13 protein-coding genes are annotated in these 17,830 nt (G+C 52.9%); 3 read left to right on the top strand and 10 right to left on the bottom strand.

Going from position 1 to position 17,830, the window contains the following annotated elements; all coding sequences use genetic code 11:
* Position 1: 1 nt before the first annotated feature.
* The 5 genes from rodZ to yfhM form a co-directional block, all read right to left on the bottom strand.
* The gene (gene rodZ, locus ACJHXB_RS18005) at positions 2–1,015 is read right to left on the bottom strand and encodes a cytoskeleton protein RodZ (protein WP_001090850.1); all 1,014 of its coding nucleotides are present in this window, start codon (positions 1,013–1,015) and stop codon (positions 2–4) included.
* Between the two features lie 284 nt (positions 1,016–1,299).
* Positions 1,300–2,454: a bifunctional tRNA (adenosine(37)-C2)-methyltransferase TrmG/ribosomal RNA large subunit methyltransferase RlmN gene (locus ACJHXB_RS18000; protein WP_000003317.1), complete on the bottom strand. Its 1,155-nt coding sequence runs from the start codon at positions 2,452–2,454 to the stop codon at positions 1,300–1,302.
* 149 nt (positions 2,455–2,603) lie between these two features.
* The gene (gene ndk / locus ACJHXB_RS17995) at positions 2,604–3,035 is read right to left on the bottom strand and encodes a nucleoside-diphosphate kinase (RefSeq protein ID WP_000963837.1); all 432 of its coding nucleotides are present in this window, start codon (positions 3,033–3,035) and stop codon (positions 2,604–2,606) included.
* Positions 3,036–3,183: 148 nt separating this feature from the next.
* Positions 3,184–5,496 (bottom strand): peptidoglycan glycosyltransferase PbpC, encoded by a 2,313-nt coding sequence (gene pbpC, locus ACJHXB_RS17990; RefSeq protein ID WP_001137662.1) that lies wholly within the window; start codon positions 5,494–5,496, stop codon positions 3,184–3,186.
* Entirely contained in the window at positions 5,497–10,455 is a 4,959-nt protein-coding gene (gene yfhM / locus ACJHXB_RS17985; RefSeq protein ID WP_086200586.1) for an alpha2-macroglobulin, read from the bottom strand.
* 206 nt (positions 10,456–10,661) lie between these two features.
* Between yfhM and sseA the strand changes: the two genes are divergently transcribed.
* The 3 genes from sseA (at position 10,662) to timP (ending at position 12,952) form a co-directional block, all read left to right on the top strand.
* Entirely contained in the window at positions 10,662–11,507 is an 846-nt protein-coding gene (gene sseA, locus ACJHXB_RS17980; RefSeq protein WP_000108641.1) for a 3-mercaptopyruvate sulfurtransferase, read from the top strand.
* A gap of 190 nt (positions 11,508–11,697) precedes the next feature.
* Positions 11,698–12,156, top strand: coding sequence for an IS200/IS605 family transposase (gene tnpA, locus ACJHXB_RS17975; protein WP_000502128.1), 459 nt, complete (start codon positions 11,698–11,700; stop codon positions 12,154–12,156).
* 670 nt (positions 12,157–12,826) lie between these two features.
* On the top strand, positions 12,827–12,952 hold the full coding sequence (gene timP, locus ACJHXB_RS17970; RefSeq protein WP_004974226.1) for a small toxic inner membrane protein TimP: 126 nt from the start codon (positions 12,827–12,829) through the stop codon (positions 12,950–12,952).
* A 31-nt stretch (positions 12,953–12,983) separates the two neighbouring features.
* Here timP and sseB read toward each other — a convergent pair whose 3' ends face one another.
* The 5 genes from sseB to hscA all read right to left on the bottom strand — a co-directional run bounded on the left by sseB (position 12,984) and on the right by hscA (position 17,830).
* Positions 12,984–13,760: an enhanced serine sensitivity protein SseB gene (gene sseB / locus ACJHXB_RS17965; RefSeq protein WP_001469409.1), complete on the bottom strand. Its 777-nt coding sequence runs from the start codon at positions 13,758–13,760 to the stop codon at positions 12,984–12,986.
* 142 nt (positions 13,761–13,902) lie between these two features.
* The gene (gene pepB / locus ACJHXB_RS17960) at positions 13,903–15,186 is read right to left on the bottom strand and encodes an aminopeptidase PepB (RefSeq protein ID WP_000133606.1); all 1,284 of its coding nucleotides are present in this window, start codon (positions 15,184–15,186) and stop codon (positions 13,903–13,905) included.
* 244 nt (positions 15,187–15,430) lie between these two features.
* Complete coding sequence (gene iscX, locus ACJHXB_RS17955) at positions 15,431–15,631, bottom strand: Fe-S cluster assembly protein IscX (protein WP_000523616.1); 201 nt, start codon at positions 15,629–15,631, stop codon at positions 15,431–15,433.
* Positions 15,632–15,642: 11 nt separating this feature from the next.
* On the bottom strand, positions 15,643–15,978 hold the full coding sequence (fdx, locus tag ACJHXB_RS17950; protein WP_001124471.1) for an ISC system 2Fe-2S type ferredoxin: 336 nt from the start codon (positions 15,976–15,978) through the stop codon (positions 15,643–15,645).
* A gap of 1 nt (position 15,979) precedes the next feature.
* Positions 15,980–17,830, bottom strand: a complete 1,851-nt coding sequence (hscA, locus tag ACJHXB_RS17945; RefSeq protein ID WP_001196639.1) for a Fe-S protein assembly chaperone HscA — start codon at positions 17,828–17,830, stop codon at positions 15,980–15,982.

The following is a 17,830-nucleotide window of genomic DNA, read 5'->3' as shown; positions in this document are numbered from 1 at the left end:
GTTACTGCGCCGGTGATTGTTCGGCATTGAGGGTCAGACGCGCAACCTGGTTAGTTCTGATAAAACGACTCAGATCGACAGGTTTCCCTTGATACTGGATCTGTACTGCGGCTGGCGCACCAATTTTCAGTTTGTACGGTGCCTGGCCGGTTAAGTTCAAATTACCGTCTTTACGTTGCATACCGCTAAACAATTTTTTACCGGTAGCATCAGTGACCTCCAGCCAGCAATCGGCAGTAAAGTTCATCACCAGCGCATTCGGATCAGCCGCCGGCGTAGTCACGCCTGCCTGATCGGTTGGCAACGGCGCAGCGCCATCTGGCGTTGTTGTTGCCGTTGGTGCCGGGGTCGCGGCGGTATCCACATTTGCCTGCGAAGGCGAAACAACCGCATTCTGTTGCGGATCAACAGCTGGTGCTGGCGCAGTTACGGCAGGTGTTTGCGTGTTGGTTGCGGTAGTATCCACAGACGCTGGCGGCGTGGACGTTGTAGCCGGGTCTGTAGTTGTCGACGTATTTAACGGAACACTCTGCCCCTGCTCACTATTACTGCTTAGTTCCGCCGAAGATTGATCGGCCATAGTGGTGATCTCTTCCTGCTGAGCCTTGTGGTCTTGCCACCACCAGGCACCGCTCAGGCCAATGACAACAAACAACACCAGCCAGGTGAAGGTCATCAGCCAGCCGTCGCGTTTTTTGCGGCGTTTACCGAGGGAAAAACTCTGCATCGGCGCAACTTTTGCAGCCCGTAGTGGAGCCTGCTTTTCCAGCCCTGGCAGCAGTTCTTCTTCTGGAATATGTACCAGACGCGCATAAGAGCGGATATATCCGCGCAGGAATGTTGAAGCAAGATCGGCGGGGGCCTTATCTTCTTCAATGTCGCGTACCGTGGAAACCTTCAGGCAAAGTCGCTCGGCAACGGCCTGCTGACTAAGTCCTAGTTGTTCGCGAGCATTACGCAGGCGAGCGCCGGTAGTAAGTGCTTCATTTTGGTCGTGCGTGGCTTCAGTATTCATTCGCTGCAGGTACGTTTAAATGAGAATTGAGATGCCGGTGAACCATCATGCTCACCCACACCGCGAAACATCCGTTAAGTTAACCGTTATCATACAGTATAAGACCGTCTGTGTGCTCGTGACAAAGCCCACATTCACTAAGGCTAACTTACTGTTGCATCGTTACATACTGCCTTAAAGTCAGCAAAAACGCACCGTTAATATTGACCAGACAATTGCAACTTAATACTTCATTCATAAAAGATTACGCCACGGTACATAAAGTAACCGTGGCGTAATGGCTATCAGACCGCTTTAATGTCGATGGCTTCACCCTGCATCCGTTTACGCAGAGTACGTTTCGTACGGTCGATAACATCGCCCGCCAACTGTCCACAGGCAGCATCGATATCATCACCACGAGTTTTACGCACAATAGTGGTGAAACCGTAGCTCATCAGCACTTTTGAGAAACGGTCGATACGGCTGTTCGAACTGCGTCCATACGGCGCGCCAGGGAACGGGTTCCACGGGATCAGGTTGATCTTACACGGCGTATCTTTCAGTAGCTCCGCCAGTTGGTGCGCGTGTTCAGTGCCGTCGTTAACGTGGTCAAGCATCACGTATTCAATAGTGACTCGGCCCTGATTGGCGTTGGATTTCTCCAGATAACGGCGCACCGCAGCAAGGAACGTTTCGATATTGTACTTTTTGTTGATCGGCACAATTTCGTCACGAATTTCATCGTTCGGCGCGTGCAGGGAAATTGCCAGTGCAACGTCGATCATATCGCCCAGTTTATCCAGCGCCGGAACTACACCGGAAGTGGAAAGCGTCACGCGACGTTTAGACAGACCAAAGCCAAAGTCATCCAACATGATTTCCATCGCCGGAACGACGTTGTTCAGGTTGAGCAGCGGCTCGCCCATGCCCATCATCACTACGTTAGTGATTGGGCGCTGACCGGTGACTTTTGCTGCGCCGACAATTTTCGCCGCACGCCACACCTGGCCGATAATTTCCGATACCCGCAGGTTGCGGTTAAAGCCCTGCTGGGCGGTGGAACAGAATTTACACTCCAGCGCACACCCTACCTGCGAAGAGACGCAGAGCGTGGCACGGTCGTCTTCCGGGATATACACCGTTTCAACGCGCTGATCGCCAACGGCGATCGCCCATTTAATGGTGCCGTCAGATGAACGCTGTTCTTCAACCACTTCCGGTGCACGGATTTCCGCCACCTCTTTCAGTTTGCCGCGCAACACTTTATTGATGTCGGTCATCTCATCAAAGTTGTCGCAGCAATAGTGATACATCCACTTCATCACCTGATCGGCGCGGAAGGGTTTTTCACCTAAATCTTTAAAAAACTCCCGCATCTGCTGACGGTTGAGATCCAGCAGGTTGATTTTTCCATCTTTCGTGGTGACGTTTTCAGGTGTGACTAATTGTTCAGACATATGCTATTCCGGCCTCGTTATTACACGTTATGGCCCCTGGAGGGTTGAAAAAAGAAACGCCCCGGTGAGCGGCTGCTCGTCCGGGGGCGCTGCATTGTACAAATTCTGGCGCATGGATGCCACGTTTGCACGCGGCATTTACGAAATTATTAACGGGTGCGCGGGCACACTTCGCCTTCGCCGAAGAAATAAGCGATTTCGCGAGCGGCAGATTCGACGGAATCAGAACCGTGGGTACCGTTTTCGGTCAGGCTGTCAGCGTAATCAGCGCGCAGAGTACCGGCCAGTGCATTTGCCGGATTGGTCGCGCCCAGCAGATCGCGGTGACGCTGAACGGCGTTTTCACCTTCCAGCACGGAAACCACGATCGGGCCAGAGGTCATGAATTCAACCAGACCATCAAAGAACGGTTTTCCATCGTGTTCAGCATAAAAGCCACGAGCCTGTTCAACGGTCAGGTGCAGCATTTTGGTGCCGACAATTTTGAACCCTGCAGCTTCAAAGCGCGCAAAGATATTACCAATGACGTTTTTTGCTACCGCGTTCGGTTTGATGATGGAAAAAGTACGTTCAATAGCCATTTTTACCTCTGTAAATTGTTCTGTTGTTGTCTGTACCAGCGTACGAGATGGCGCGGATTATAATGAGCAACAGGGCCGTTGACTATTGATGAAGGTAACATTTTTTTAAAATAAACCTAGTTTAAGCAACAATCAGGGACAAAACAGACTATTGCATGACAAATTTCACTGTCGCGATTTGCCCCACCTCATCCATCACCAGCAATTGATAATCGCCTTTATCCATCAAATGCAGGGTCACGTTGCGCCCGCGTTCAGTTAACGGTTCGCCATTCAGAAACCACCAGCGTTCACCTGCCCCTCCACTTGATTGCAACGGCAAAGTCGCTTCCGCTGCGCCCGGTAAACGTTTAATAATCGCGCCATCGCGAACACCTGTCAGCTGCAGTGGGAGTTGTGCATCGTGACCGTATGGCGGGCAAATTGTCGAGGCCGGTGGTAAGCGCACAGCGCGGCGTTCTGATGCGGGCAACCAGGGTTCCAGCGGTAGCGGCCAGACATTTATCATTTCTTGTCGCGCTTGCGGGCAATCAGCGGCAACACGTTTGCCATTTTCATCCAGCCAGATGGGGAAACGAATGCCATTAATGCCTTCCTGCTCCGGCAGTAATAGAGTTGGCGGCTGGCTCCCGTCCAGCAGCCAGGTTGCCAGGCGGCGGCGACAGTTACCGTCACCTTCCGGCAAAGACTGTCCGCCCGGCCAGCAGATAACACCACGACTTACAGAGTCAGGACGTGGGTCTTCCGGCAGATTCGCACTGCGCGACAGTAAGATATTATTAACCTGATTCAACAATGGTACGGCGCTGGCAAAGCCAAACTGACCAACAACGGGCGTGCCGTCCGGTCTGCCAGTCCAGATCCCAATAACATAGCGAGCGTTAACCCCAATCGCCCAGGCGTCACGATAGCCATAGCTGGTGCCCGTTTTCCATGCCAGTGGGGCGACGCGCGGCAAGGCACTATCCGGCAAGGGTTGCGCTTCATCAGCCATAATCCGGCGGATGATCCACGCAGCCCCCGACGACATTAAAGGCCGTTCAAGCAGCGGATCGTCAGGCTGTAAGCGCAATTTACCTGCCTTGCCGTGGCGAGCAAACGCGGTATACGCTGCCGCCATATCTTCCAGTTTTGCACCAGCGCCGCCGAGAATGAGCGAAAGATTCGGTGCAGCACCGTTGGGCAAATATAGCGGCAATCCAACATTGCGTAACTTTGCCGCAAACCGTTTCGGTCCATAGGCTTCCAGCACCTGCACAGCAGGTAAGTTCAGCGAGCGCACCAGCGCCTCACTCATGCTGATCGGGCCATGAAAACCGCTGTCAAAGTTGCCAGGTCGGTAATCACCGGTGCGCCGGGGTACGTCTTGCAACAGCGATGCCGGGTGGATCAAGCCTTCATCCAGCGCCAGACCATAAACAAACGGTTTGAGCACCGATCCTGGCGATCGGATCGCATTGACCATATCAACATGACCAAAGCGTGAATCATCGTTGAGATCAACCGATCCCACCCAGCCGCGAACACGCATATCGGTATGATCAACAACGATCATCGCCAGTGAGCTGCGCGGTGGTAATCGTCCTTTCCAGTTTTGCGCCAGTTCTTCCAGACGTCGTTGAAGACCGGCATCCAGCGTCGTAACGATTTTGTCGCTTTTGCTTTTACCGAGCATCATGCGCGAAAACAGCGGTGCCAGTTGCGGCATTTGTCGGGGTGCCAGCCAGATGGGTTCTTCCCTTGACTCTTTTACCTGCTCACGGGACCACACACCTTGCACGGCCATCCGTTCGAGCACTTTATTACGCGCGGCTTCGGCACGCTCCGGCCAACGATCCGGGCGTAGTCGGCTGGGTGCTTGCGGCAAAACCGCCAGCATTGCCGCCTCGGAATAGCTTAAATTCGCAGGCGACTTTCCGAGATAAGCCCAACTTGCCGCACCGATCCCCTGCAACGTACCGCCAAACGGAGCGCGGTTAAGATACAAGGTCAGAATTTCACGCTTAGGCAGATGCCATTCCAGTTGCAACGCGCGCCAGAGCTGGCGAATTTTGCCGCCAAATGTTTTGGGGTGAGGATCAAGCAGACGAGCAACCTGCATAGTGAGCGTGCTGCCACCGGAAATAACCCGTCCCGAAGTGAGATCTTGCCATGCTGCGCGCGCCACCGAGAATGGATTCACCCCCGGATGCTTCCAGAACCAGCGATCTTCATAATTGATCAGCGCTTCAAGGTAACGTGGAGAAACATCTTCGATTGTTACCGGATAACGCCAGATGCCGTCAGCATCGGCGAAGCGCCAGAGCGGCGTCCCATCCTGAGCCACAACCACTCGTGCGGGATTGACTTCATGCAGCGGTAGAGGCCAGAGTTTATCTGCTCCCCACGCTGCAAGAAAAAGGAGAAAGGGCGCGGCTGCCAGCGTTATCCAGCAGCCGCGTTTGGTTAACAGGCGAGGCATTTACGGTCTGACAATCAGCAAATCTTCAGCCGCGCCGGTCGCCCGCCATTGGGGAACATACATTGATTCCACCATCGGTTGCGGTACCTGATACGTTCCCGGCGTCACCGCCCGCGCCAGATACACCAGCGTTACCGGTTGGTATTCATCAACGGCAACCGCCGCCACAAAGCGATCGTCACGGAACTCAATGTGCTTAATGCTCGCCTGCTGCATCTGGTTCAGTAAGTTTTGCACTTCGCCACCACTTTGCTCCAGGCTGGCGCTACCGTTCGCCAGATTCTGGTTTTCCAGTTCCAGACCCGCAGGCAGCAGATCCACGACTAACGCATCCGGCACGCTGTTACTGGCTTTAACCTGCAACCAGACCAGCACCAGATCGCCGCTACGTAACGAGTCCAGCGATTTGCTCTTACCATCAGTACCAAGAATATGACGCTCGATTTGCAGCACATTGTTCGCCGGTAAAGGTGCGGATTGCGGATAACCGTTGGCATCCACACGCAGCCATAACGGCTGATCGCCACTGTTGGTCACCTGCAAGGTGGCAAGTTGATCGCTATTCAGATTGCTGTTTTGCGCTTTCTCGCCTGTCAGCGGCTCAGCTGAGAAAGAGGTTTGCGCCTGCCATTTACCCGGTAAATCCTGGATCGTACGGGCAGCCATGAACAACGCGTTGCTTTCCTGCGTCGATAGCCAGCGTTCACCAAACGCCTGCTGCGAAAGCGTGTTCAGCAAAGTGTTTTGCTCATCGGGTAGCAGTTTATTTTCTTCCAGCAAGGAGAGCATTAACGCGTTGTCGCGCAGTGGGCTACCGTAATCACCCAGCCATTTCCGCTCATCATTACGCGGCGTTTTCAGCGCCAGCGCAATCGCTTCTTCACTACGCGTCGCATCCCCCATGGTTTTCAGCGCAACGCCAAGTTGCAGCAGCGGTAATCCAGACGCAGCATCTGCACGATGCTCCCAGATTTCACGCAGCGCACCCAGTGGTGCTTTTTGCTGACGGGCCAGCACCAGCGCAGCGTAAGACTGTACGGCGAATTTACTGGCTTTGAGATTATCCGCGTACGGGATCGACATCATGCCCGGATCTTGTAAATAGCGCAGCAGACGCTCATTTCCCCGGTTAATGACGTCTGTCGGCACGCTGTAACCCTGCTCACCTGCGCGGACCAGGAAATCCATCACGTAAGCCGTCAGCCAGTACTCTTCGTCACCGTTTTTATCCCACAGCGCAAAGCCGCCGTTATCACGTTGCATTTGCAGCAAACGGGAAATGCCGATATCGACCGATGCACGGCGCTTCTCATCACTGTCGCCTTTGATGCCCAACGCCTGCAGTTGGGCTGCGTTGGTATAAAGTGACGGGAACAGGCCGCTGGCGGTTTGCTCAAGACAGCCGTACGGATACGCTTTTAACTCTTTGATATAACGTGCGATGTTCAGCGGTGGTTTGCCGCTCAACAACAATTGCCCTTCCAGTGTAACAGGCGAGAAGTTTTGCAATCCATCCGCCGGAATCGCCCATGTCTCACCAGGCTGCAACGCCGTACCGTAATTAACCGTTTGTGCCGGGAACGCCGGACGGACGCCGATTTTCCACTGCTTATGCTGATCGGCAACGGTTTCACCCGGTAACGCTAACCCGCTAATGGTGGCCTGAATTTCTCCATCGCCATAACCCGGCAATGCTCGCACCGGGATAAACAGCGTAGTACGCACACCTGGCGCTAATTCAACGGCTGCGGGTGAAACGCTGACCAGTTCAAGCAAACCACTGGCGGTCAGGGCAACGTTCAGTTTTTGCGGTTTATCGGTAAGATTAGTGATATCCAGCGTCAGACGCGAGGTATCGCCACTCGCCATAAAGCGCGGCATGTTCAGTTCAGCAATCACCGGTGCGGCAACTATCACTTTGCTTTCGTTGCTACCGAAGTCATCTGCCGTCCAGGCTTGCGCCATGACGCGTAGTTCACCGTTAAAATCGCCAATCGGCAGTGTAACCGAGCCTTCGCCCTGTTCGTTGAGCGTTACCGGCAGCGCCTGCTGCGCGACAATATTGACGTGATTGACCGGCGGTTTACCACCACGTTTCAGCTCATCACCATCGCCACCAAAACGCAGAGCTGCCAGACGCCCCTGACCTTCAATGACCTGACCGTAAATATCGTAAATGTCTGCACCATAGCGTTTCTGACCAAAGAACGCCTGCCACGGATCGGGGGTAACGTAATCAGTAATATTCAGCACACCGCTATCAACGGCAGACACCAGCACATTCACCTGTTTTGGCATCTCACCATTTTTATTGCTGGCTTTAATTTTCACGGTTAATGGCTGATTGGGGCGCATTTTGGTGGGGGTTTCCAGCGCCAGATCGAGACGACGGTTTTCATCGCCAAGCGGCAGATGCAACACCCCAACTGCGCGTTTTGGCGTCGCAGAGCGAGATTTATCGCCAGGACGTACCACCAGCGTACTTAAATACAAATCATGACGATTCCAGGTTTTATCGACCGGAATCGTCAGATCCAGCCCTTGAGCCGGAACATCAATCTCTTGCCACCACAGCGGCCCTTCACTGGACTCGACCATCGCATAACCTTTACCCGCCGTTGGCGCGGCGATATGCAACTTAATGGTGTCGCCAGGGCGATAACTGGCTTTATCCAGTTTCAGCGTGACACGGTCCGGACGCACTGCGCCGCTCCCGTCGCTGTTGTCCTGCCAGCTATAGCCAGCCCAGAAACGCACACTACTGACCGCTTCATTCGGCGCTTTGACTTCCAGACGATAAGCGCCCCACTCTACCGGGAAACTGACCTTGCCGGTTTCGTCCGCTTTCAGATCCAGAGTTTGTTCATTTTCAATCAGATCTTTTTGATCAAACTGTGATTGCCAGCCTTCATCTTCTGACCAGTTCCAGTAGTAATCGCGGCGTTCGCGAATCAGGCGCACCTGCAAGCCCGACACGGCTTTTTTCACGCCTTGCGCATCGCTATAAACGATGTCAAAAGCGGCGTTACTGCCTTCATCAACAATGGGCTGTTTCACCGTGCTGTCAGTGCGATAATCGTAAACCGATTTCGAGGCGAACTGCGGACGGATCCCCGGCAATGCATCGGCAGGCCAGATAGCCTGCTCAGCGCGGCGCGTCACCGGGCGACCGCCCGATTCCAACAAACTACCCTGGAAAATAACCTGTAATGGGGAATGCGTTTCCTTCCACTGGCTTTCTGTAGAAACTTCGCCACGCCCTTTATCATCCAGCGTCAACTGAACTTCATCCAGCGTGCGGGAAAGATTTTCGGCAGCTATATCGCCGAATTCGAAACCAGGTAAGGCTGACACAGCTTCACGCAGTGGGCGCAGGAAAAGTTGCCCTTGCAAAGTATTACCATTAGCAGGCGCACCATACAGGTAGTACCCCACCACGGAAAATCTCACTTCATCTTTCGGCGTTAGCGGGGTTTTCTCACCAGTCAGATTCAGCGCCATGCGCTCTGGCATAAAATCTTCGACGTGGAAATCCCACATCCGGTACTGGTTATCGCCCGTGTTAGCGCGAATATGCCACATACCGGTTGCCGCATTGCTATCGAGTGGCCAGGTAAAGTGGTAGAGGCCATTCTCCGGCTGACTAACGACGCTCCTGAGTACCTGCCCGTCGGGTTTAATCACGTCTAACTTGATGGGTTGATCGGGCAATGCTTTACCATCTGCATCACGCAATAAACCATTGAGGATAACTGTTTCACCAGGGCGATAAAGATCGCGCGGGCCAAACATGAAAAACTGTTTGCTATAGCCTGGCGCGCCAGCAATGATAAATTCTGCTAAGTCCAGCGCCGGAAGTTTTAAATCGAGTAGCGTTGTCTGACCGTCTTTACGCGCCAGCAGTAATGCCGCGTTTTTATCATTTTCCAGCTGCACATGCCCCTGAGCATCACTGGTTGCCTGAGTCAGAGTCTGCCCTTTCTCATTTAATAAAGAGACTTCTATTCCTTGCTGGGCCGCGCCGTTTTCCAGACTTTGGGTAAAGATATCCAGACGATTGTGATAACGGTGAGCTGAAACGCCGATATCACTTAACGTAAACAGCGTCGCGGGATTACTGTAATCGTAACGTCCAGCCTGATTCATCACAGCCAGGTACACGCCTGCCTGCTGAAGCGGTTTGATATCGCCCAACGGCAGCAATAATTTTTCACGGGTGTTACGCGCAGGATTGAGATCAAACCGTCCGGTGTAGACCAGATCCGCCATCTGCAGCAGTTTGTCAGACTGCCAGTTCGCCAGCGAATTGCGGTATTCCCATTGGCTAATGAATGCTGGCAGAGATTCTGGCTTAACACGGAAGAAGTTAACATCGACATTATTAACATTGAGCGCCATTACCGGCAGCCCTTCAATAACTTTACCAGGTAACAACGAGCCACGGCTGGCAAAACCGACGCTGGGTTGGATATCGCGGGTAGTTATAGTTTTTTCGTAATCTTTACTGAAGGTTGCGTTGTTGAGTGCTTTGACCTCCTTGCCAATAGTGACGATCAAATCACGTTTCGGTTCGAGGTGGCGTAAACGCAACTCTTTAAGATTATCTGACAGCTCCCAGGCACCATCCACTTTGCCGCTTTTCTTATCGACGACATGGATAACGCGTGAGAAATCCTGATCCGGGTCGAGAGGGATGGAGAACGTCAGCACCAGCGTGGCTGCGCCATCAAGTTGAACTTCAGAGAGATCCAGCAATGTCAGCGCCTTACCGGCACTCTGTTGTGCCAGTTTTTGTCGCTCCGGCACGGAGAGTTTTGCTGAACTCGCGTTTTCTGAAGAGACCGCTTTAGTAACTTCAGAAGGCGCATCTTTTTTCACCGCTGTTGGCGCGTTATCGTTGTTGTCGCACCCTGCCAGCGCCAGCATTAGCATGCAGGCGGCTACGCGTAACTTTTTCATTTTTCATCCCTGCCACAATGGCCCGTTAGCAACGTCGAATAATTATTATGCGTGAGAATTTACGTTATGTAATTCAGTATCACGCCCATACAATCCGAATTTTAGTGAGAATTGTGGCTCAGACAGCCAAATCAGCCTCTTTTGCTTGTCGCTTTTCACTAAACATCCGACAATTTAGCCTAACCCCGGCAAAAATGGAGATGCCTATGTCCACGACATGGTTTGTAGGAGCCGACTGGCTCGCCGAACATATTGATGACCCGGAAATTCAGATTATCGATGCCCGCATGGCGTCGCCTGGACAGGAAGATCGTAACGTTGCTCAGGAGTATCTGAATGGACATATTCCCGGCGCAGTGTTTTTTGATATAGAAGCGCTTTCTGATCACACTTCCCCGCTTCCGCACATGCTGCCGCGCCCGGAAACGTTCGCCGTGGCGATGCGTGAATTAGGCGTTAACCAGGACAAGCACCTGATTGTCTATGACGAAGGTAATCTTTTCTCAGCCCCACGAGCATGGTGGATGCTGCGCACCTTTGGTGTAGAGAAAGTGTCGATTCTGGGTGGTGGACTTGCAGGCTGGCAGCGCGATGATCTGCTGTTAGAAGAAGGTGCAGTAGAGCTGCCGGAAGGAGAGTTTAACGCCACGTTTAATCCTGAAGCCGTGGTGAAAGTCACCGATGTGTTATTGGCAAGCCATGAAAATACGGCGCAAATTATTGATGCCCGCCCGGCTGCACGTTTTAACGCAGAAGTTGATGAACCTCGCCCAGGTTTACGTCGCGGACATATTCCCGGTGCATTGAACGTTCCGTGGACGGAACTGGTGCGCGAAGGCGAACTAAAAACGACCGATGAACTGGATGCTATATTTTTTGGTCGCGGCGTCAGCTATGACAAACCGATTATCGTCAGCTGCGGCTCTGGTGTAACGGCAGCCGTGGTTTTGTTGGCACTCGCGACGCTGGATGTGCCAAACGTGAAAATGTACGACGGCGCATGGAGTGAATGGGGCGCACGGGCAGATTTACCGGTTGAGCCAGTGAAATAAGCTTTTTACAGGCAATAAAAAACCGCCGAATTTGGCGGTTTTTTATTGTGCACAGAAAACCCCCAGCTAGGCTGGGGGTTCCGGAAAGCTTTCAGCTTTGAGCCAGTTATTAAAACCCCTTTTGATTTGTTAAAACACCTTGCGGTCTGGCAACTGCAAGTGTCAAACAAGAAATCAAAAGGGGGTCCCAATGGGGGACGAAAAGAGCTTAGCGTACACCCGCTGGAACTGTAAATATCACATAGTTTTTGCGCCGAAATACCGAAGACTGGCGTTTTACGGAGAGAAGCGTAGGGCGATAGGCAGTATTTTGAGAAAGCTGTGTGAGTGGAAAAGCGTACGGATTCTGGAAGCAGAGTGCTGCGCAGATCATATCCATATGCTTGTGGAAATCCCACCCAAAATGAGCGTATCCGGCGTTATGGGATATCTGAAAGGGAAAAGCAGTCTGATGCTTTACGAGCAGTTTGGGGATTTGAAATTCAAATACAGAAACAGGGAGTTCTGGTGCCGAGGGTACTATGTCGATACGGTGGGTAAGAACACGGCGAAGATACAGGACTACATAAAGCACCAGCTTGAAGAGGATAAAATGGGGGAGCAGTTATCGATTCCATATCCGGGCAGCCCGTTTACGGGCCGTAAGTAACGAAGTTGAATGCAAATGTCAGATCGTATGCGCCTGTTAGGGCGCGGCTGGTAACAGAGCCTTACAGGCGCATTTGAAAAACCTCCGGCTATGCCGGAGGATATTTATTTGCTGGTCTGGTTCGCGGCCTTTCCAGCAGGTTGTATTACTGCAAGTGTATCTCGTCTACTCAATACTCGCTTTATGCATCAACGATGTCAAGTAGATAAAAAAGGATAGATTTTGAATTCATTTGGCTTATCAGTCCGAATTCAGACAAATATAAACAAATCCCGCTTAATATTAAAATATACTAACTGGTAAAAGATATTACTTAAACGTGTAATTTCACTTTCTTTAAACAACAAAAAACCGCCAAAATCAGGCGGTTTTTTGTTGCTGGTTTGGTTCGCGGCCTTTCCAGCAGGTTCACTTGTGTTGCATGAACAACGCAGGTGCCTCACAGCAAAAGAATACTCGCTGTTAAGAAATTTTGTGTCAAGTAAAAAACGAGTAATTATTTTTCGGTTAGCGTATTATCGACACCGGCCCTTTCCGCCGTCTCGCAAACGGGCGCTGGCTTTAGGAAAGGATGTTCCTTGGCCGTAAATGCAAGTGTATCTCGTCGCTTGCTATCGCGGCAATATCGCCAGTGGTGATGTCGTGATGCGGTCTTCGCATGGACCGCACAATGAAGATACGGTGCTTTTGTATCGTACTTATTGTTTCTGGTGCGCTGTTAACCGAGGTAAATAATAACCGGAGTCTCTCCGGCAACAATTTATTGGTGGTTAACAACCTTCAGAACAGCAGGTAAACCCGAATGCCGCCCTTTGGGGCGGCATATTTTAGATTATCCGGTTCTGTTTAAAGTCACGCAAAAAACCACCCCAGCGACGTTCATAGAATGGCACAATATGTTCGGTAATAAAGTGGCTAATTCCTTTTTCCCCTTTTTTCACCTGACAAATATCGATGGGTTCATCGCCAGGTAATGTATCGGTCGCTACACTTCCCGCCGCCTGAATAATTTCTTCGATATCACCATCGGCTTCAATGCCAATAAGTAAATTAGGCTGTGCCTCTTCGTTCTCTTTAATTGAACAAATAAAAGCACGCTTCACCGGCTTAATAGTTTTAAATAAGGTGGTGAGTGAATCAATCATTTGTGCTGGTGGCTCTGCGACTTCCGATAATATCAGCGATTCACCGCCCTCCAGTACTTCCTGGCTGCTCAGCGGATTTCCTTCTTCACCAATCAACAAACTGATTTCACGCGGCATAAATTCTTTACCGGTTGGCAGTTTGGCATTAAGGAAGAGCGTTTCGCCAAGGGTCATCTCAAACAATGTGCGAACGGGCATTACGACAAATGCCTGTTCGTCTTCAACCGCCTGTTGAAGTGCTTCTAACGAGGTGAAAAAAGGAATGACGCTGGTGCCGTCTTCTTTTTCCCAGTGCTGTAAATCAAGCGCGCTATCTTCAACCACAGCCTCGCCCTGCGCCGCCGTACCAGGCACCCAGACGATGGATTCCAGTAGAGTACGGAAAAAGGCCGGGCGGTGCGCCGGTTCGGTTGCTGCTTTTTCCAGCAGGTCTTCAAGTTCATTTTTTGTTTCGGACATAAGAACCACAATTCATTCAACGTTCGGGGCACAAGTGCCTGATGCGCCATACTTATCAGGCCTACAAGGGATTCACAATTTGTTGAATTTGCAATACTTTGTAGGCCGGATATGGCGTTTACGCCGCATCCGGCATATTAGTTTACGCCGTTAACAGATTAGCAATCGTGCGCACACCAAGTCCCGTAGCACCCGCAGACCACTGTTCAACCGGCGCTTTACGGTAAGTCGCCGAGCAGTCGATATGCAGCCAGCCTTGCTGATAGTTCTCAACAAAGTGCGACAGGAAGCCCGCCGCCGTGCTCGCGCCTGCCGGGTACGCCGCGCTTCCGGTATTGTTCAGTTCGGCAAAGTTAGACGGCAGCTGGCTGCGGTGGAACTCCGCCAGCGGCAGACGCCAGAACGGTTCATTCTCCTGCGCGGCACTCGCCAGCAAGCGACCGGCAAGCGCATCGTCAAAACTGAACAGCGCGTGATAATCATTACCCAGCGCAGTTTTCGCCGCCCCGGTGAGGGTCGCCGCATCAATGATCAGTTCCGGTTTCTGCGCACTGGCATCAATCAGGCCATCGGCCAGCACCAGACGCCCTTCCGCATCAGTGTTCATCACTTCAACTTTTTTACCGTTGCGATAGGTAATAATATCGCCCAGTTTGAACGCGTTGCCGCTGATCAGGTTATCCGCACAGCAGAGGAACAGCTTCACGCGCTTGTTCAGTCCGCGCGTAATGGCAAACGCCAGCGCCCCGGTAACCGTTGCCGCGCCGCCCATGTCCGACTTCATCGAGTCCATAAATGCGGTCTGTTTGATACTGTAGCCGCCGGAATCAAAGGTGATGCCTTTACCAACCAGGCACGCGTACACTGGCGCTTCTTTATCGCCAGTCGGGTTGTAATCCAGCGCCAGCAATACCGGAGAACGTTCTGAACCGCGCCCGACCGTGTGCAGCCCCATATAACCTTGCTCACGCAGATCTTCGCCTTTGGTGATCCGATAAGTCACACGATCGCCCGCGACGTTGCTGATCAGATCAACAGCACGCTGTGCCAGTTGCGATGGCCCCAGCTCTTCCGCCGGTGCGTTAATGGTGTCACGCACCCAGTCGATGATCATCAGGCGGTTATCCAGTTCCTGGCGCTGGGCATCGTCCAGATCCGGCCACTCCACTTTACGTGTGCCTTTCGGGGCTTTGTAACCTTGCCAGAATGCCCAGCAGCGATCCGCATCCCAGTCTTCACCGCTTAACTGAACATGCTTGATGCCCAGACCGTCAATCTTGCGCGCCGCACGCTGGATCAGCCCCAGATCGTCTGTCCCGTTCAAATGCAGGGTAATGCCATCATTATTAATGCTGTAAGTCGCTTTTTCTCCCCAGCGCGCGTCGGCAGGTTGGGTAGAGAGGGTAATCTTCATCGCTTCTGTCATTTTAGTTATCCTTCTTTGTAAAAGGGCCGCCAGTTGGCAGCCCCAGGATTTTTCCGCTAAATGATTCGCGTTGCAGGACAAAACGCATTGCGTTTTGAACAGCGCTTGCGCTGGCCCCGGAGGGGTGAGGCCAAAAGGCCGAATCACGCGGCAAGTGAGTGAAGCCCCAGGAGCATAGATAACTATGTGACTGGGGTGAACGAGCGCAGCCAACGCATCTGCGGCGTGAAGCATGACGCGGAAATTATTCGGCTTCGTCCAGCCAGACTAACAAAATCGCTTCGAGGATTTTCTCGTTGGATGCCTGCGGGTCGTCGTCGAAATCTTCCAGATCGCAAATCCACTGATGCATATCGGTGAATCGAACCGTTTTCGGATCAAGATCGGGATACGCATCGTACAGTGCTTCGCCAATTTCGCGGCTATCGGTCCACTTAAGTCCCATACTAACCTCTGTTAATGCTCACGCGCATGGTTGATAGTGTAACGCGGGATTTCGACCACTAAATCTTCGTCGGTAACGCGCGCCTGGCAGCTTAAACGGCTTTCCGGCTCCAGTCCCCAGGCTTTGTCCAGCATGTCGTCTTCCTGCTCTGAGCTTTCCGGCAGCGAGTCAAAACCTTCGCGAACGATGCAGTGGCAGGTGGTGCAAGCACAGGATTTTTCACAGGCGTGTTCAATCTCGATACCGTTACGCAGCGCAACGTCGAGAATGGTTTCACCACTATTCGCTTCCAGAACAGCGCCATCAGGGCAGAGATCCTGATGAGGCAAAATAACAATCTTTGGCATATTAAACCTCGTCCACGGAATGGCCTTTCAGCGCACGACGAACCGACTGGTCCATGCGGCGAGCGGCGAAATCCTGGGTTTGTTTGTCTACGTTTTTAATCGCTTGTTCGATAGCGTCAACATCATCGCCCTGCGCCACTTCACTCAGGTGAGCGGCAGCATCGTCAATGACCTGACGCTCTGCGGTGCTTAACAGCGCGGCATCAGCAGCCAGCGCGCCGTGCAGACTTTCCAGCACACGCGCCGCTTCTACTTTTTGTTCTGCCAACATACGGGCTTTTACGTCCTGCTCGGCATAGCTCATTGAGTCTTTGATCATCGAAGCGATTTCGCTATCGGTCAGACCGTAAGACGGTTTGACCTGAATAGACGCCTCAACGCCGGTGGATTTCTCCATCGCCGTCACGCTCAAAAGACCGTCGGCATCGACCTGGAACGTTACGCGAATATGCGCGCCGCCAGCCGGTAGCGCCGGGATACCACGCAGTGCAAAACGCGCCAGCGAGCGGCAGTCCTGCACCAGTTCACGTTCACCCTGCATCACATGGATAGACATTGCCGTCTGACCATCTTTAAAGGTGGTGAAATCCTGGGCGCGGGCCACCGGAATCGTGGTATTACGCGGGATCACTTTCTCCACCAGGCCGCCCATGGTCTCGAGGCCCAGCGACAGCGGGATCACATCCAGCAACAGCATTTCGCTGTCCGGCTTGTTACCCACCAGAATATCCGCCTGAATCGCCGCGCCAATAGCGACGACTTTATCCGGGTCGATAGAAGTCAGCGGTGGACGACCGAAAAATTCGCCTACTCGTTCACGCACCAGCGGCACGCGAGTAGAACCGCCAACCATCACCACTTCCAGCACATCATCAGCTTCTACGCCAGCGTCTTTCAGCGCACGACGACAAGCCAGTAAGGTTCGTTTTACCAGTGGCGCGATCAGTTCGTTGAATTGTTCACGGCTGATTTCGCCCTGCCAGCCCGCAACGTTAACGGTCACGGAGTCCGCATCGCTCAGCGCGATTTTGGCCGCAATGGCGGCATCCAGCAGTTCACGCTGAACGCGGTTATCGCTACGATCAGGAATGCCCGCCTGCTCGCGAATGTAATCCGCCAGCAGATGGTCGAAATCATCGCCGCCGAGCGCGGAATCACCGCCGGTCGCCAGCACTTCAAACACGCCGCGACTTAAGCGCAGAATGGAAATATCAAACGTCCCGCCGCCGAGGTCATAAACAGCGATCACGCCTTCCTGACCGGAATCCAGCCCGTAGGCGATAGCCGCAGCGGTCGGTTCGTTAAGTAAGCGCAGAACATGCAACCCCGCCAGACGCGCCGCGTCTTTGGTGCCCTGACGCTGGGCATCGTCAAAGTACGCCGGAACGGTGATAACGACACCATCCAGCTCGCCTGCCAGGGCTTCAGTTGCCCGCGCCGCCAGTGCTTTGAGGATGTCCGCAGAAACGCGCACCGGGTTCAGCAGCCCCGCCGCCGTTTCAATCATCGGCAGGCCGTTTTCGCTGGCCTGGAATTGATAAGGCAGATGCGGATAGCGTTGCTGGATATCAGCCAGCGAGCGCCCCATCAGGCGTTTAACAGAACTAATGGTGTTGGTGGTGTCAAGCGCTGCGTTAGTACGCGCGTCATAACCCACCGAATGCCCTTGCTGTTGATAGTGAACAACAGACGGCAGCAGGTGACGGCCTTCATGGTCGGCTAACGTTTCGGCCTGACCGCTGCGCACTGTCGCCACCAGCGAGTTGGTTGTGCCCAGGTCAATACCGGCCGCCAGACGACGCTGATGCGGCGCAGCACTCAAACCTGGTTCACTAATTTGTAATAAGGCCAT

The organism is Escherichia sp. WS3227_2, assembly GCF_046486495.1.
In the GTDB taxonomy this organism is placed as follows: domain Bacteria; phylum Pseudomonadota; class Gammaproteobacteria; order Enterobacterales; family Enterobacteriaceae; genus Escherichia; species Escherichia coli.
Note: the sequence above shows the minus strand (reverse complement) of the source record. Positions and strands in the feature narration are given on the sequence as shown.

Coding starts and splice junctions, on each gene's coding strand:
- rodZ (WP_001090850.1), bottom strand. CDS start 1,015: ATGAATACTGAAGCCACGCACGACCAAAATGAAGCACTTACTACCGGC.
- ACJHXB_RS18000 (WP_000003317.1), bottom strand. CDS start 2,454: ATGTCTGAACAATTAGTCACACCTGAAAACGTCACCACGAAAGATGGA.
- ndk (WP_000963837.1), bottom strand. CDS start 3,035: ATGGCTATTGAACGTACTTTTTCCATCATCAAACCGAACGCGGTAGCA.
- pbpC (WP_001137662.1), bottom strand. CDS start 5,496: ATGCCTCGCCTGTTAACCAAACGCGGCTGCTGGATAACGCTGGCAGCC.
- yfhM (WP_086200586.1), bottom strand. CDS start 10,455: ATGAAAAAGTTACGCGTAGCCGCCTGCATGCTAATGCTGGCGCTGGCA.
- sseA (WP_000108641.1), top strand. CDS start 10,662: ATGTCCACGACATGGTTTGTAGGAGCCGACTGGCTCGCCGAACATATT.
- tnpA (WP_000502128.1), top strand. CDS start 11,698: ATGGGGGACGAAAAGAGCTTAGCGTACACCCGCTGGAACTGTAAATAT.
- timP (WP_004974226.1), top strand. CDS start 12,827: ATGAAGATACGGTGCTTTTGTATCGTACTTATTGTTTCTGGTGCGCTG.
- sseB (WP_001469409.1), bottom strand. CDS start 13,760: ATGTCCGAAACAAAAAATGAACTTGAAGACCTGCTGGAAAAAGCAGCA.
- pepB (WP_000133606.1), bottom strand. CDS start 15,186: ATGACAGAAGCGATGAAGATTACCCTCTCTACCCAACCTGCCGACGCG.
- iscX (WP_000523616.1), bottom strand. CDS start 15,631: ATGGGACTTAAGTGGACCGATAGCCGCGAAATTGGCGAAGCACTGTAC.
- fdx (WP_001124471.1), bottom strand. CDS start 15,978: ATGCCAAAGATTGTTATTTTGCCTCATCAGGATCTCTGCCCTGATGGC.
- hscA (WP_001196639.1), bottom strand. CDS start 17,830: ATGGCCTTATTACAAATTAGTGAACCAGGTTTGAGTGCTGCGCCGCAT.